A 15,941-nucleotide genomic window follows, 5' to 3' on the forward strand; every position below is an offset into this window, starting at 1 on the left:
GTACGGCCACGCCCACGGACGGCTGTCCGCGCCCGACACCCTGCGTTTCGAACGCCAGTTGCCGGGACCGCTCGCGCGCGTCTGGTCGCACCTGCTGGAACCCGAGCTGCGCTGCCGCTGGCTGGCCGGCGGCGACATCGATCCATGCGAGGGCGGCCACGCCAGGCTGGTGTTCCGCAATGCCGACCTGTCCGCCGGGGACGACCACGCGCCCGACAAGTACCGCGAGCACGAGAACGCAGGCATCGTGCAGGGCCGGGTCATTGTCTGCGACCCACCGCGATTACTGGTGATGACCTGGACCGACCACGCCGACGCCCCGAGCGTGTTCGACTCCGAGGTCAGCTTCGAACTCTCCGCGCATGGCGATGCCAACGGCGATGGCGCCCGTGTCCGCCTGGTGTTGAGCCACGCCCGGCTGCATGCGGACGAACTCGGCGGTGTCGCTGCTGGCTGGCACACCCACCTGGGCCTGCTCGACGACCAGCTGCACGGACGTGCGCCACGCCCGTTCTGGCGCACGCATGCGCGGATGGAAGCCGAGTACCTCGCACTGGGAATCGGCGTGACCTGATCGCGCCAACCTCCTGCGCGCCGTGCCGCAGACAGGTGCCGGCAACGCCCCGGCGGATCGGGACATGACGAGGAATCAGGTGGCGGAGCCGGCCGATAAGCCGGGTTCTGTCGTGGACAGTCATTCCTCTAGGCGCATCGTCACCGATACGCTCAAGCAACCTACCCGGACCCGACGCGGGCCACGTCATGAGGTCCCTATTTGGTCTTGCTCCAGGTGGGGTTTGCCGTGCCGGTCTGTTGCCAGACTCGCGGTGCGCTCTTACCGCACCATTTCACCCTTGCCTGTGCCCTGCCACCCCTTTGCCGTCTCCGGAACCACTTGGCCGGCTCCGCCGGCAAGCGCTTGAAGAACGCCGCTGCGATCAGCGGCGGCAAAGGGGTGACAGGGCCATCGGCGGTATCTTTCTGTTGCACTTTCCGTCGGCTCGCGCCGCCCAGGCGTTACCTGGCACCTTGCCCTGTGGAGCCCGGACTTTCCTCGGCACCGGCTCCACGAATGGAACAGGTGACGCGACTGTCTGGCCGACTCCGCCGCGCGCATTGTCGCACGTCCCGACGACGGCCCTGAACGACAGCCGATGCCTGCCGCTGCCGCGGTGCAACAGGCATCGCGTCGCGATGCGTCGACGACGCTGCGGACGGCATGCCGCCGGTCAGTCGGCGTTCGCCTGCCCGCCATACAAGGCCTTGCGGGGCGCGCCGGTCAGTTCCGCCGCCACCTTCGCGGCGGTCGAGGGCGGCAGGTGCTCGGCCAGCTTGGCGTAGACGCGACGGCCCTCGATGACGCGGGCATCGGCATCCTCACCCGCCCCCTGTACCAGCACCACGAACTCGCCCTTGCGCTGGTTGGCATCGGCCAGCACCTGCGCATGCAGCGCGTCGAGGCGGCCGTCGAGCACAGTCTCGAACAGTTTGGTCAGCTCGCGCGCCAGCACCGCCGGGCGATCGCCACCGAACGCCTGCACGGCATCGGCCAGCATCTCGTCGATCCGGTGCGAGGATTCGTAGAAGATCAGCGTCCGTGGTTCGCCGGCCAGTGCCGACAGCCGCTCCCGCCGCGCCGAACCTTTCGCGGGCAGGAACCCTTCGAACACGAAACGGTCGCTGGGCAGCCCGGCCACGCTGAGCGCCGCGATCAGCGCGCTGGCGCCCGGCACCGGGCTGACCCGGATGCCGGCCGCGCGCGCAGCGCGGACCAGCCGGAACCCCGGATCGCTGACCAGCGGCGTGCCGGCATCGCTGACCAGGGCCAGCGAATCCCCCGCGAGCAGCCGGTCCACGACCTTGCGCGCGATCTCGTCCTCGTTATGTTCATGCAGCGCCAGCAGCGACTGTTCGACGCCAAAATGCGCCAGCAGCTGCCGCGTGTGCCGGGTGTCCTCTGCGCAGACGGCAGCGACCCCGCGCAGCACCTGCAGGGCGCGCGGCGTCAGGTCCTGCAGGTTGCCGATCGGGGTCGCGACCACGTGCAACACGCCGGCCGCGGCCGTGGCCGGCTGGGAGGGCGCACGGTCGCCGGCATGTCCGGAGACCTGACCGGGATAGGGGGTTGCCATCGTCACTCCATCTGCAGGGCGGTAGAATCCTAGCCGTTCTCATCTCCACGCACAGGATCGGCGCCATGCAGCGATTGTCGAAAAGGATGTTGGGCACCGCGGTCCTGGGTGCGCTGCTGGCGGGCTGTACCACGGTCCAGCTGTCCGGCCCGACCGAGCAGCCCGCGGTCGAGCAGGTTCAGGTCAACCCGCACTGGCGCTTCGATGACAGCCGCGCCGCCGCCGACCAGGACGGCTACCGCCCGCCCAGCCGCCTGGCCGTGCTGCTGCCGATGACCGGCGCGCTGGCCACCGCCGCCGCCCCGGTGCGCGACGGCCTGCTGGCCGGCTACTACGGCGAGCGCCGCACCCGCCCCGAAATCGTGTTCTACGACACCCTGGGCACCGCCGCCGGCGCCGTGGCCGCGCATGCGCGCGCGGTGTCCGAGGGCGCCGACCAGGTGCTGGGCCCGCTGGGCCGCGACGAAGTCTCGGCGGTGTTCCAGTCGCCGCAGGCGGTGCCGACGCTGGCCCTGAACCGCGGCGCGAGCGCGCCCGCCGAGAACGGCGCGAGCTATTCGCTCGCGCCGGAAGACGAAGGCGACGCCGCCGCGGCCTACCTGCTGTCGCGCAATGCCCGCCGCGTGCTGGTGCTCAGCAATGGCGACGACAACGCGCAGCGCAGCATCGAGGCGCTGCGTGCGCGCCTGCTGGTCGGCGGCGGCGCGATCGTCGGCACCGTGGCCGTGGTCGGCGACAAACCCGCCGACTCGACCCCGGCCTTCCGCAACGCGGCGTCCGGCGAGAATGCGGCAGACGCGGTGTTCCTGGCCATCCGCGGCAACCAGGCCCGCATCGTGGTCTCGCAACTGGCGGCAGCGGGCCTTGGCGGCAAGCTGCGGGTGGCGACCTCGCAGATCGGCCAGGGTATCGGCAAGCCGGAAGAAGACCTGGTGCTCGACGGCATCGCCTTCACCAGCGAACCCTGGGCCTCGGGCACGGCGCATGCGTCGCTGCCGGCCGCCGCGGCACTGGGCCGCGATCTGCCGACCGCACGCGGTCCTGCGACCCGCCTGTTCGCCTTCGGCCACGACGCCTGGCAACTGAGCGCCTACCTGCAGTACCTGGCGACGCATCCCGATGCGCAGCTCAAGGGCGCCACCGGGACGCTGCGGCTCGATGCCGACGGCACCGTGCGCCGCGCACCGGCGTGGGCCACGTTCAGCCGCGGCAACGTGGTCCCGCTGACCGGCGGCTGAGCCGGTCACACCCGGGCACAACGGAATGCGCCCACCCGGCCCGAAAACAGCGGGCAGCCGGACACCCCTCGCGCCTGCCGGCCACCAACGCGGCCGGCACTGCGAAACGCTCGCGCTGGCACTGCTGCGCGACGCCGGCCTTCAAGAGGTCGCCAGCAACGCGCGTTACCGGGGCGGCGAACTCGACCTGGTGATGCTGGACCGCGATGCATCGGGTCGTCGGTTGCTGGTCTTCGTTGAAGTGCGCTATCGCCGCGATCCATCCTTCGGTGGCGGCGCTGCATCGGTCGACGCGCGCAAACGCCGCAAGCTGATCACCGCCGCGCACCTCTATCTCGCAACGCATCCCGCCTGGCGTGACCTGCCTTGCCGCTTCGATGTCGTCGCGGCCAGTGGCGATCCCGACCACCCGACCCTCGACTGGATCCGCGACGCCTTCCGCGTCAGCGATTGACGCGACGCCGGCTCAAGTCAACGCCGGTTCCGATCTGACGCTGCAGGGCCTCACTCAGCCCGGGTCGAGTTCACCCGCCGCGCGTGCGCGTGCAACGTCGTCCTGCGTATCCAGGTCCTGCGCCAGCGCGGCATGCTCGACGACTTCGGTCGTGCGTTCGCGCAGCAACGCGCGCAGGCCATGGTCGCCATACAGATCGCGCGCCAACGCGAAGGTGCCCGGACGCAGCAGTGCGGGAATGCCGGCAATGCCGGCGTAACCACTGAGCACATCGACGCCGGGATGCAGGGCCGCCCGCTGCAGCAGGCGCTGCAGGTGCATGCGGTCCAGCGCTGGCTGGTCGATGCCGACCAGCACTCTGTCCGCATGCGGCCATGCCTCCGTCGCCGCGGCCGCCAGCCGCAACGACGAGGCCATGCCTTGCTGCCAGTCGGCATTGACGACGATCCGCACCGGCACCTGCGCCAGTTCAGCGCGCATGCGCTCGGCCTGCGCCCCCAGCACGACGATCAGCGCGTGCGGCGCGGTCTCCAGCAACTGCCGGACCGCACGCCGCAGCAGGCTCTCGCCGCCGATGCGCAACAGTTGCTTGGGTTCGCCGAGACGATGGCTTCCTCCTGCCGCAAGCACGATGCCGACATGCGCAGCCGTAGGCGTGGACACAAGCGTCGACGCCACCGTCAACGCCGCGACCAGTACTGTTGCAACTGCGCGCAGATCGACAGCGCGATCACTTCCGGCCCCTGCCCGCCGAGATCCAGGCCCACCGGGCCATGCACGCGCGGCAGCAGCGAGGCTTGCACCGGCTCGGGCAACAGACGCAGCAGTTCGTCGCGACGACGCATCGGTCCCAACAGGCCGATCCACGGCACGGGCGTCGCGGCAAGCGCCAGCAGCGCCTCGCGATCGAGTTCGAAATCATGGTGCTGGACGATCGCGATCGTGCCAGCGGCCAGCACGGACGCATCGATGGCGGGCCAGGCGACGGTTGCCGGCGTGACCTCATGCCAGGCATCGGCGAACACCCCGGCGTCCTTCCAGCGCGGACGGCGCTCGACCAGCGCGACATGGGCGCCCAGGGACCGCAGGCCCGGCAGCAGCCATGGCGATTCCGGACCGGCGCCGTAGATCCTGGCCCAACGCGCGGGCGGAATCGAAAGTGCCCATCCGCGGGACGGCTGGCCCGCAGGCCCGGTCATCCCGTCCACATCCGCCGTCGCCGACGACGCCCACGCCAACGGCCAGGCATGCGCATGTTCGCCGCAACGCATGCGCGCGCCGTCTGCCTCGATCGCGACCTCCAATGCCCCGGCCTGCGCGCGCCATGCCGACAACAATGTCTCCAGCGCCGGCATCGTCGCCACCGGTAGCAACGCCACATGCAGCAGGCCACGACAGCCGACGCGCGAACCGAACATCAGGTCACCGTCATCGCGGGTATCGAGCGCGACGATCCGGGCCCGTCGCGTCGCCGCGACCTCGGCCGCCTCCTGCTCAAGCACCGGTTCCAGGCAGCCGCCGCTGATCCAGCCCTGGCGCAGTTCGCCGGGACCGAAACCGAGCAGCGCGCCGGCCTTGGCATAGGTCGAGCCCTCGGTGCCCATGACGATCCCGAGCACCGCCCCATCGCGTTGCGCTGGCGTCGCCCGGCGCAGGGCATCGAACACCGCGCGCGCTCCGCCCGGCGGCAGTGCCGACACGACGCCCTGCGCTGGCGTCATGCCTTCGCCAGCTGATCGCCCACCGGCAATCGGCGGATGCGCTTGCCGGTCGCGGCAAAGATCGCATTGAGCAGCGCCGGCGCCACTGGTGGCACGCCGGGTTCGCCGACGCCACCGATCGGCGAATCGGCGTCATCGGCGCCAACCAGGTGCACGCGGATCTTCGGCGGCGCCTCGTTGATGCGCAGGAACAGGTAGTCATGGAAGTTGGACTGCTCGACACGCCCGGCGCGGAACGTGATCTCGCTCGACAGCGCGATGCTCAGGCCCTGGATCACCGAGCCTTCCAGTTGCGCGCGGATGCGCTCCGGATTGATCTGCGCACCGCAGTCGATCGCGATGTCGACGGCCGGGATGCGCAACTGGCCATCGCTGCCCATCACCACTTCGACGACCGCAGCGGTATAGCTGGCAAAGCTGCCGTGCCCGGCCACGCCGAGGCCATGCCCGGACGGCAACGCGCGTCCCCAGCCGGCGCCGGCGGCGACCGTCTCGACCACGCGGCGCAGGCGCCCGGTGTTGATCGGATAACGCGCCGGGTCTTCGCCATAGTTGGCCGCCTGGCGGGAGACCGGATCGATCTTGGCCGGCGGACCGATGAAGTCGAGCAGGAAGTCCTTCGGATCGCGCCCGGCCGCGTGCGCGAGTTCGGCGACGGCGCACTGGGTCGCGAACGCATGCGGGATGTTGAACACCGAGCGGAACCAGCCGATCCGCGTATGCGCCATCGCCTGCACGTTCTCGACGCGGTAGTTCGGCAACGCGGTACCGAGATCGGTCAAACCCATCGCGAGCTCGAACGCGCCCTGATAGCCGCTGTCGGGCGCGAACAGGCTGCCGATGCTGGGCGCGGCGCTGCGATGCAGCCAGGCCAGCGGCTTGCCGTCGCCGTCGGCCGCGGCCTCGATACGCTGCACGGCCACGGTATGGAAATAATCGTGGGCGATGTCGTCCTCGCGCGTCCAGGTCACCTTGACCGGCTTTCCGCCCAGCGCCTTCGACAGCAGGCCGGCCTCGACGATGAAGTCGGGCTTGGACTTGCGGCCAAAACCACCGCCGAGCAGGGTCTGATGCACGGTCACCTGTTCGGCCGGAACCTCCAGCGCCTGCGCCAGCAGGTCGCGTGCGGTCTGCGGATCCTGCGTGCAGGCCCAGGCCTCGACGCGGCCGTCGACAATGCGCACCGTCGCCACCGGCGGCTCCATGGTCGCGTGCGCGATGTGCGGCAATGCGTACTCCACCGCGATCCGCGTCGGCGCTCGCTGCAGCGCCTGCATGACGTTGCCGGTTTCGTGGATCAGCTTGCCGGGTGCGCGCACCGCGGTCTCGAGCTGGGCGCGATAGGTATCGGAGTCGTAACTGCCGTTGCCGCCATCGTCCCAGTCCAGCACCAGGCGCTTGCGTCCTTCGTTCGCCGCCCAGGTGGAGTCGGCGATCACCGCCACGCCGCCCAGCGGCAGGAAGGCCGACGGCACCGCGGTGCTGTCCAGCGTGCGCACGTCGAGGACGCCACCGAACGCGCGCGCAGCGCGATCGTCGACACTGCGCAGCTTGCCGCCATAGACCGGCGGGCGCGCGACGACCGCATGCACCGTGCCGTCGAGCACCACGTCGATGCCGTAGCCGGCACGACCGGTCACGATGTCGTGGTTGTCGACCAGGCCGATGCTGTCCTTGCCGATGTAGCGGAACTGCGCCGGCGATTTCAGGACCAGCGTCGCCGGATCCGGCACCGGCAACCGCGCCGCCGCCGCCGCGAAATCCCCGTAACCGGCGGAACGACCGGACGCCGGATGCGACAGCGTGTGCAGCTCGGCGCGGACCTCGGACACGGGCACCGCCCAGGCGGCCGCTGCCGCCGCCACCAGCATCTGCCGGGCGGCCGCGCCGGCGCGCCGCAACGGCGCATAGCCATGGCGGATCGAACGCGAGCCGTCGGTGTTCTGGTTGCCGTAACGCGCGTGGTCGCCGTCGGCCTGCTCCACGCGCACGCGCGCCCAGTCGGCGTCCAGCTCGTCGGCGATGATCATCGGCACGCTGGTGCGCACGCCCTGGCCCATTTCGGCGCGATGGTTGGTGATCGTCACCGTGCCGTCGGGCGCGATGCTGAGGAAGACCTGCGGCGTGTCCTTGAGCCCCCCGGGCATGCCGTCGCCGCCGTACTTGCGCGCGTCCTGCGCCATCGCGCGCGGCACACCGCCGACGGCCAGCGTCAGCGCCCCCGCGGCCGCACCGACCAGGAAGCCGCGCCGGCTGACGTTGAAGATCGGCAGGTCGCCAGGCGCGCGGCGTCCGCCGCCATCGCCGCCGCTCACGACTCGGCTCCCGACTGGCCGGCGGCCAGGTGGATCGCCGCACGGATGCGCGGATAGGTGCCACAGCGACACAGGTTGCCGGACATCGCCGCATCGATGTCGTCATCGCTGGGCGTCGGGTTCTCGCGCAGCAACGAGGCCGCCTGCATGATCTGTCCGCCCTGGCAGTAACCGCATTGCGCGACGTTGAGCGCCTGCCAGGCCTGCTGCACCGGATGCGTGCCGTCGGCCGACAGCCCCTCGATGGTGGTGATGCTGCGCCCGGCCAGCGCCGCCACCGGCAGCACGCAGGAGCGGGTGGCGACGTCGTCGACATGCACCGTGCAGGCACCGCACATCGCCATGCCGCAGCCGAACTTGCTGCCGGTCATGCCCAGCACGTCGCGCAGGTACCACAGCAGGGGCATGTCGGGATTGCCGTCGAACGCGTGTTCGCGGCCATTGATGGTCAGTGTCAGCATGCTGGGAGCTCCTTCGGGGCTTGCCTGGCGATGGACGGCGGCGGCATGGATCCCCGTGCCGCGCGTCCCGGTGGTTGCCGCTGACTTTACCTGATCGACCCGGCGCTGGATGCGGCCGGGGACTGCACTTTCGTATCAGGGTGGCGTCCACCGCCGAACCGCGGCTGCGGTCCGGGGACGTCGGCGGGTCGGAGACAATGCCGCTCCCTCCGCCCCGCCGGGAGATCGCGAGGGCAGGACCATGCTCGGAATGGTCGCAGGGGCCTCCTCGCGGTCCGAGATGCGCGGTTCGCCGCCGCCGGCCCGGCATCCCGACAGGCCCGGCGCGCCCATCGCATGCGTGGCCGCCATGGTCAACGCGCCAGTTCCAGCACGAACTCGGCCGGCGGCTGTCCACCCTGCAGATGCTCGACGAAGTAGTCCCACCGCCTGCGCAGGAAGTAGGGATCGACCCGCTTCAAGGCATCCTTGCCCTTGCCGGCATCGACGAAGCCATGGTCGCGATTGGGCAGGATCAGCAAGTCGAAGTCCTTGTTGGCTGCGATCAAGGCGTCCACCAGTTGCATGGTATTGGCGGGATGGACGTTGTCGTCCATGTCGCCATGGGCCAGCAACAGCTTGCCCCGCAGATTGCCCGCCAATGGAGCATTGGCCTGTTCGGCATAGCCCGTATCGTCGACCGGCCATGCATGGAACCGCTCGCCCCATTCGGCCCAGTAGCTGCGCTGGTCGTGGTTTCCCGCGGAGGACACCGCCACCTTGAAGAACGCCGGATACTTCAGCATGGCGCGCGCGGAGGCATAACCGCCGCCGGAGTGGCCGAAGATCCCGACCCGTTCCAGGTCGAGGAATGCGTGCCGCTCCGCCAGTTGGCGCAGCCCGGCGATGTGGTCGTCGAGGCCTCCGGCCGCGCCCATGTTGCGATAGGACAAATCACGGAATGCCTTCGAACGCAACGGCGTTCCACGGCCATCGATGGTCACCACTACGAAGCCGAGTTCGGCAAGCGCCATCTCATCTTCGAACATGCTGACGTCGAACGACTTCGGCGTCTTGATCTTCTGCGGCCCGGGATAGATCGAATCCAGCGCCGGATAGCGCTTGTGCGGGTCGAAATTCGATGGCAGGAACATCGCACCATACAGATCGGTGACGCCATCGCCGGCCTTGACGGTGAACGGCTGCGCCGGCTGCCAGCCGATGGCGCGCAGGGAGGCGACGTCGGCACGCCGCAGCTCGCGGACCAGCGTGCCATCGGCGCGCCGCAGGTTGCTGACCGGAGGCAGATCCAGTCGCGAGTAGGTGTCGACGAAATACCTGCCGCTCGGCGAGAACGCGACCTGATGGTCCGCCGGTTCTGGGCTCAGATGCCGCAGGCCGCGACCATCCAGCCCGATGCGATACAGATGCCGGGCATACGGGTCCTGGCCATGCTCACGGCCGCCGGCAACGAAGTAGACCTGGCGTTGCGCAGTATCGACATGGACGATGCCGCGCACGGCCCAGTCACCGCGTGTCAACTGACGGACCGCATCGCCGTTTCGCGCATCCATCCGATACAGGTGGTTCCAGCCATCGCGCTCCGACGACCACAGCAGGACATCGCCGACGATGCGCGCCTGGCTGCCGCGATTGACATAGGTCTCACTGCGCTCGACGACTGGCGTACGTACCTCGCCGGTGATCGCGTCGACGACATGCAGCGTGATCGACTTGTAGCCACGTTCGTCAACGCTGAAGCAGGCGCGCGAACTGTCTTCGCTCCAGCACGTCGTCATGTCGTAAGGCGCTGCCAGGCCGAAGGCAGGAACATCGGGGCGCAGCATCGTGCCTGCCTGCAGGTCGAACAACACGATCTCGGCCTGCGGAATCCCGGGATCCCCGGCAACAGGGTAGCGATAGCGGTGGGTCAGCGGCGCCCGCCCCTGCACCGTCTGGACCACCGACAGCTCCTGCAATCTGCGGACATCCGTGCGATATCCCAGCAGGAAGCGCGAGTCCGGCGAGAATTCGACTTCGGGCTCCGGCGCCGGCGCAGCGCGCAGCAGGCGTTGGGTCACCGAACCGAGCGTCTCCGCGCCGCCATATCCCCTGAGGGCATCGCCATCGGATGTCAGCGCGCGCGACTGTCCGCTGCTGGTATCGCGCAGCCACAGGTTGTACCCGACGATCGAAACCGCCCAGCGACCATCCGGTGACAGCACTTCGCCATCGCGCGCGCCGGCGGTCGTCGCATCGGCGACGCAACGGTAGTCCTGCAGATCACAACGCCAGTCGGCGGCGTCGACACGGACGCGAATGCCCGCCTCGCCCTCGGCGTAGGCAAACCATGTGAACGGCAGCGCATTGCCCAGATAGGCCTTGCCGGCAACGGCAGACAGTCCGGACGCCAATCTACCGTGGTCGAATGCCGGCTGCTGCAGGTTGCGTTCCGGATCGACAAGCACAAAGGAGCGATTTTTGTCCTCGTCACGCCCGTCGCCTTTGTGCCCGTGCTCGTCCACATACCAGAAGCGATCCCCTTGCGCGATCCAGTTCGGCTGCAGGCGCGTTCGCGACACCAACGTGCGCGCATTCTGCAGCAGCGCCGCGCGCCGGTAGTCTTCCAGCGTCGCGGTTGGCGGGTGCTGAGCGCATACGGGCGTCATCCACGCGCCCGCCACCAGGATCAAGGCCAGCAGGACATTGCGTTGTCGTGCACTGGGGATCATGCCGCGGGTCCGATTGCCATGGATAAACACGTCATGGAGGAGCATGCCAGCGGCCTACCAGCGCAAACCGGTCTTCGCATCGGTTTCCGGCTCGGGCGTGGGCACGTGCGCAGGCATGTGGATGCTGCCGTGCTCGACGATCACGTGGCCGTCCCGGATCACCAGCTCTACCTTGGCCAGGTCTTTCAGGTCGCGATCGGGCTGGCCATCCAGCACGATGACGTCCGCGAGTTTCCCGACCTCCAGCGTGCCCAGTTTGTCGGCCATGCCAAGAATCCGCGCATTGGTCCTGGTGGCGGCTTCGAGCGCTTGCGGGACACTGAAGCCCACCGCCACGAACTGCTCCAGTTCGGTGATGTAGGCCTGAGGCAGGTAGCGGAACCAGTCGCTGACCAGGTCGGTGCCGACACCGAGCTCGACGCCTGCGTGCTTGAGCCGGCGCAGCATCTGCAGGTTCTCCTGCTTGGAGAAACTGAAACGTCGCGACGTCGAGTCGAAGTATCCTCCCGACAGATCAAAGATGTAGATGTAGGGCACCAGCGTCGGCACCGAAGCCGTGCCATTACGTGCCATCAACCGGATCGTCCCGTCGCTGCGCGGCAACGGATGCTCGATGGTATCGGCGCCCGCTTCGACCGCCCATTGGATGTAGAACGTCTCGGCATCCACCGTCACCTTCAGCCCGAGCGTATGCGCCTCGTCGACCGCGGCACGCACTTCGTCCCGCGAATAGTGGCTGGCCAGCTTGATCAGGTCGGCGCCGCGCTTGAACTGCTCGCGCACCGCCTCGCGCCAGTCGTCCGGTCCGGACGCCTCGCGGATCGCGCCGAGCGACGCGTGCCTGCAGTTGGTGTGCAGGGGCTTCTCGGCGCCATGCCCGCCGGTGGCGGTGATCAGTTGCCCGGCGGCGAATACGCGCGGGCCGACGATGCGGTTGTCGGCCACCCAGCGCTTGAGCCGGAACGGCACCGTCCCCGCCGAAGCGACATCGCGGACACTGGTGATGCCCGACGCGGCGTAGTAGCGCAACCGCTCCACCCCGCGCAACGCCGCCGCCCCTTCTTCATCGGCCTCGATGCGCGGCGTGCTCGGCTCGGCATACGTCAGATGGGTATGCAGGTCGATCAGCCCTGGCATCACCGTGCGGCCGGACACGTCGATCACGCGCGCGCCCTCCGGCCAGGCACTGGACCCCGGCGGCAGTATCGCGACGATCCGGTTGCGCTCGATGACCACCGTGGCGTCGCGTGCCGGCTGGCCCGTGCTGTCGAAGACGCGGCCACCACGCAGCACGATCGATCCCTCCGGCCCCTTGGGGCCAGGCGCTACCGGCACCCGTCGCGGATCGTCGGAGACTTCCATCGCAGGCTGTATCCAGCCATCGCGAGGCCAGTGTTCGCGCGGCGCATCTGCGCGCTGCGCGCCCGCGACAACCGGCCACAGCAGCAGCACAACCAGACCGGGACCCAGCAACTTGATGGACATCGAAATACCTCGGTAGCGTAAGGGCGGAAGCGAACTGGCCGGACGGGTCTGATGGACAGGGGCGGCGCCGCGGAGGACCGGGATCAGAAGCTGATCCGGACGCCCGCATAGAGATTGCGCCCGATGCGCGGATACATCGGGTGGGTATAGGTGAACGGCGTCATCGGTGCATGCGCATCGAACAGGTTGTCGACGCCGGCATAGACCTGGTAACCATCGAAACGCAGCCCAACGCGCACGTCATGCTGGATGAAGCTTCCACTGTCCGGATGCGCCTCGGCCATCGAGTAGTCGCCGACGACATCGTTCCAGTTGCGGATGACGCCCCCGAGGTAGCGCACGTTCCAGTCAACGTTGACGTTGCCGCGTTCGTAGCGCGCGTTGACGTTGGAACGCCAGGTCGGATTGGGCGCGATCCTGTCCAGCCGCGTGCGCAACGCGGGATTGAGCGGGACCGGGTCGTAGACCAGCTCGCGCAGGTGCGTGGCATGGGCCTGCAGGGCAAGCCGCCCCAGGTTCGCGGGAAGATCGAACCGGTATGAAGCCCCGAAGTCCCAACCCCGGGCGCGGTAGCGCGCCAGGTTGAACACCTGGGCAACGACCACGTCGAGGTTGCCGCTGACGTCGCGGGTGATGCTGCGGCAGAAGTCGTTGTCCAGATTCGGCGAGTCAACGCAGTTCTCGGCGATCTGCGGAGCACTCAGACTGGTGATGACCCCGTCGATCTCATTGGCGTAGTAGTCCCCGGTCAACACGAGCCCCGGGATCCAGCGCGGCGCCAGCACGATCCCGGCAGTCACGGTGTCGGCCGTTTCCGCCGCCAGGTTAGGATTGCCCTGCAGCACCACGAATTTTCCGCTAGGCGTCTGCACGAAGTCGGCAGCTGCGGTGCCCAGCAACCTCCCGCAGTTGGCCTGGCGATTGCCCGGGGCTGGGCCGGTCGCCACCCGCGAGACGTCGCAGGGATCGGCGATGCTCTGGTTCGATACGTTGGTGCCCGAGAACAGCTCGCTGACATTTGGCGCGCGTACGGCGCGCGCATAGGCACCGCGGAACTTGATGTCGTCCACCGGCATCCAGCTCGCCGACAGGCCGTAACTGCCATCGGTGCCCGTGGTCGTATAGTCCTGGAACCGGTACGACGCGGTGACTTCGAGCGACCGGGCGAAGCGTACATCCCGCAACAGCGGCAGGTTGAGCTCCGCGAAAGCCTCCCAACTCGAATAGTGCCCGATCGTGGCGACCTTCGGTCCAAGATGGAACAGATCGCCCGACATGCCATCCGCGTCCGGAAGTGCTTGGCTCGATTCGCGTCGATACTCCAGCCCGGCGGCAAATGCGACCGGCAGTTCTGCTCCGGATCCCGGCGAATCCCAGCTGAAGAGCGTTCCATCCACGGTCGCCACGGCATTGGCCTGCGTAATGACATCGCGCTGCAACGGTCGCCGGTAGGAGTAGGCCAGCGCCTCGAAACTGGTCGTGCCTACCTGCAGGATGTTGATCGGCACGCAACCATTACCCGGATCGACAAGGGTCGAACGGCAGACGATCCCGCCGCTGAGCGGATCGCGCACCGCATCCACCTGCTGCCGGAACAGCGAATCCATGAAATCGCTGTTACTGAACCTTGAGCGCGTGCGCCCATAGTTGCCATAGACCTCGAAATTCCAGTCGTTGACGAAGACCCCGCGCACGCCGGCAACAGCGCGCTGCATGCGGAACTCCGAACTCAGATCCAGCAGCGCACCGGGCGAGCGAAAAGGTTGCCCGGCCGCATAGGCCGCGCGCATCGCGTCGACGTCCTGCGCCAGGTCGTTGTTGATGCGGGTGACGTCGACGTGGTCGATGCCGTTGGACTGCATCAGCGCCACCAGCGCGTCGGATACGAACGGATTGTCGATGCGCAGCGCGTAACCTCCAGCGCGCACGCTCGAAGGGCCAGCACCTGCGTAGTTCGCGAAGCCGAACTGGCTGCTGCTGTCGATGCCGTAACGCTTGGCCTCCAGAAAGCCCTCGAGTTCCCGCAACACGCCCTGCCCGTCGCGCAGGAACGAGAACGTCAACTGCAGTTCCGCACCGGTCCGCTCCAGGCCATTGCGCGCGGTGCCGAGCTGGTTGCCCAGGTAACAGTCCGGGCAATCGAGCGCGACGTTCTGCAGGCGCCCGCTTCCATCCGTCAGCCGCGTACCCACATCGTAGGGAATCAGTTGGCCGGCATCGTCGAAGCTCAGGCTGTAGGCGGGCATGCCGGCGAGTGGCGTGGTGAGCACTGGGTGCCCGTACTCGCGATAGGTAATGCCGCTGATGCCGTACATCGACACGAAACGCGGTTCTGATGTATCGCCTGGCGTCCGCAGCGGATTGGCGACATAGCTCAATGTGCCGCGCTTCCCGCCCGGCTCCCAGCCCCACTTTCGCTGCGCCCAATACACCGGACGCTCGCGATCATGGCTCAGCGACAGCATCACATTACCGCGATCGTCGGCGAAGCTGCGACCGAGCGTCATTGCCAGGCTGCGGGTCGCGCCGCCACCGTGTGACGTGCTGCCCACTTGCGCCTCGCCGAGAAAGCCGTCGAACCCCTGGCGCGTGATCAGGTTGACCACGCCGGCAATCGCGTCCGCACCATAGACCGCGGACGAGCCGCCGGTGACGATGTCCACGCGTTCGAGCGACGTCTTGGACACGGTGTTGAGATCGACCGCGCTGGTGCCCGACGTACCGGCCACCTGCCGCCGCCCATTGATCAGCACCAGCGTGCGGTTGTCACCCAGCCCCCGCAGGTTGGCGGTCGACACCCCGGAGTTCTTGAACCCCGCGGAAACGGTGGAGACCTGCAGGTCGCCGCCCAGGCTCAGCTGGGGTTGCCGGTTGAGCACATCGACCACATGCGTGGTCGACAGTGAATCGATCTGCCGCTTGTCGATGACCGCCAGCGGGTGATTGGACTCGACGTCGGCACGACGGATCCGAGACCCTGTGACGCTGACCCGCTCGGTCGTGACGACGCCCATCTCATCAACGGAGGAACGACGATCGTCTTCGCCCTCCTGCACCGCGTCGCGCTCGACCACGTAGACATCCGCACCGACCTGTCGGAAGCGCAGGCCGCTCCCGTGCAGCAGCCGCGCGAGTGCATCGGCCGGCGAGCATTCGCAGCGCACGTCGGGCGAGATCAACATCGACGCAGTGGCGAAGTCGTAAAGGATTTCCTTGCCGCTCTGTCGCCCGAATGCCTCCAGCGCCGCCGCCAGGTCCTGCCGGGCGATATCGAACGCGCGCGCCTGCGGCTGCTCCTGCGATTGCGCGGAGGCAGGCATTGCCGGCATGGCGGCGACCGCGACAGCCGCCACGAGAGCCAGCGCCGAGACATGCACCTTTGAAGTCTTGCCCACTGCCATCGCTCCCACCTCTCCGGCCGACC

11 protein-coding genes and 1 other RNA gene are annotated in these 15,941 nt (G+C 68.4%); 3 read left to right on the forward strand and 9 right to left on the reverse strand.

The features are described 5' to 3' along the window. Positions 1–574 (forward strand): SRPBCC family protein (locus ACYX7E_RS11135; RefSeq protein ID WP_462080651.1); only part of this gene is annotated, 574 nt, incomplete at its 5' end. 80 nt (positions 575–654) lie between these two features. On the opposite strand, the gene rnpB is transcribed toward ACYX7E_RS11135, so the two are convergent. Both rnpB and rsmI read right to left on the reverse strand, forming a co-directional pair. Further along, an RNA gene (rnpB, locus tag ACYX7E_RS11140) (RNase P RNA component class A) lies at positions 655–1,106 on the reverse strand. 123 nt (positions 1,107–1,229) lie between these two features. After that, the gene (gene rsmI, locus ACYX7E_RS11145; protein ID WP_462080652.1) at positions 1,230–2,132 is read right to left on the reverse strand and encodes a 16S rRNA (cytidine(1402)-2'-O)-methyltransferase; all 903 of its coding nucleotides are present in this window, start codon (positions 2,130–2,132) and stop codon (positions 1,230–1,232) included. Positions 2,133–2,197: 65 nt separating this feature from the next. On the opposite strand from rsmI, the gene ACYX7E_RS11150 reads away from it, so the two are divergent. Then, a complete protein-coding gene (locus ACYX7E_RS11150) occupies positions 2,198–3,370 on the forward strand; it encodes a penicillin-binding protein activator (protein ID WP_462080653.1) in 1,173 nt (390 codons plus the stop codon). A 25-nt stretch (positions 3,371–3,395) separates the two neighbouring features. Then, a complete protein-coding gene (locus ACYX7E_RS11155) occupies positions 3,396–3,824 on the forward strand; it encodes a YraN family protein (protein ID WP_462080654.1) in 429 nt (142 codons plus the stop codon). 54 nt (positions 3,825–3,878) lie between these two features. Here ACYX7E_RS11155 and ACYX7E_RS11160 read toward each other — a convergent pair whose 3' ends face one another. The 7 genes from ACYX7E_RS11160 to ACYX7E_RS11190 form a co-directional block, all read right to left on the reverse strand. Beyond that, entirely contained in the window at positions 3,879–4,502 is a 624-nt protein-coding gene (locus tag ACYX7E_RS11160) for a nucleotidyltransferase family protein (RefSeq protein WP_462080655.1), read from the reverse strand. Positions 4,503–4,504: 2 nt separating this feature from the next. Beyond that, a complete protein-coding gene (locus ACYX7E_RS11165; protein WP_462080656.1) occupies positions 4,505–5,545 on the reverse strand; it encodes an XdhC family protein in 1,041 nt (346 codons plus the stop codon). Next, on the reverse strand, positions 5,542–7,860 hold the full coding sequence (locus tag ACYX7E_RS11170; protein WP_462080657.1) for a xanthine dehydrogenase family protein molybdopterin-binding subunit: 2,319 nt from the start codon (positions 7,858–7,860) through the stop codon (positions 5,542–5,544). Before ACYX7E_RS11170 ends, ACYX7E_RS11165 begins: the two co-directional genes overlap by 4 nt. Next, positions 7,857–8,321 carry a (2Fe-2S)-binding protein gene (locus ACYX7E_RS11175; protein WP_462080658.1) on the reverse strand — a complete coding sequence of 155 codons (465 nt, stop codon included), beginning with the start codon at positions 8,319–8,321 and terminating at the stop codon, positions 7,857–7,859. The genes ACYX7E_RS11170 and ACYX7E_RS11175 overlap by 4 nt, the downstream gene beginning before the upstream one ends. Positions 8,322–8,674: 353 nt before the next feature. Continuing rightward, positions 8,675–11,032 carry a S9 family peptidase gene (locus ACYX7E_RS11180; RefSeq protein ID WP_462080659.1) on the reverse strand — a complete coding sequence of 786 codons (2,358 nt, stop codon included), beginning with the start codon at positions 11,030–11,032 and terminating at the stop codon, positions 8,675–8,677. A gap of 54 nt (positions 11,033–11,086) precedes the next feature. Continuing rightward, a complete protein-coding gene (locus ACYX7E_RS11185) occupies positions 11,087–12,517 on the reverse strand; it encodes an amidohydrolase family protein (RefSeq protein WP_462080660.1) in 1,431 nt (476 codons plus the stop codon). Between the two features lie 83 nt (positions 12,518–12,600). Next, entirely contained in the window at positions 12,601–15,912 is a 3,312-nt protein-coding gene (locus tag ACYX7E_RS11190) for a TonB-dependent receptor (RefSeq protein WP_462080661.1), read from the reverse strand. Between the last annotated feature and the right edge of the window lie 29 nt (positions 15,913–15,941).

The sequence above is a fragment of the Luteimonas sp. RIT-PG2_3 genome, from assembly GCF_054902115.1.

Coding starts and splice junctions, on each gene's coding strand:
- rsmI (WP_462080652.1), bottom strand. CDS start 2,132: ATGGCAACCCCCTATCCCGGTCAGGTCTCCGGACATGCCGGCGACCGT.
- ACYX7E_RS11150 (WP_462080653.1), top strand. CDS start 2,198: ATGCAGCGATTGTCGAAAAGGATGTTGGGCACCGCGGTCCTGGGTGCG.
- ACYX7E_RS11155 (WP_462080654.1), top strand. CDS start 3,396: ATGCGCCCACCCGGCCCGAAAACAGCGGGCAGCCGGACACCCCTCGCG.
- ACYX7E_RS11165 (WP_462080656.1), bottom strand. CDS start 5,545: ATGACGCCAGCGCAGGGCGTCGTGTCGGCACTGCCGCCGGGCGGAGCG.
- ACYX7E_RS11175 (WP_462080658.1), bottom strand. CDS start 8,321: ATGCTGACACTGACCATCAATGGCCGCGAACACGCGTTCGACGGCAAT.
- ACYX7E_RS11180 (WP_462080659.1), bottom strand. CDS start 11,032: ATGATCCCCAGTGCACGACAACGCAATGTCCTGCTGGCCTTGATCCTG.
- ACYX7E_RS11185 (WP_462080660.1), bottom strand. CDS start 12,517: ATGTCCATCAAGTTGCTGGGTCCCGGTCTGGTTGTGCTGCTGCTGTGG.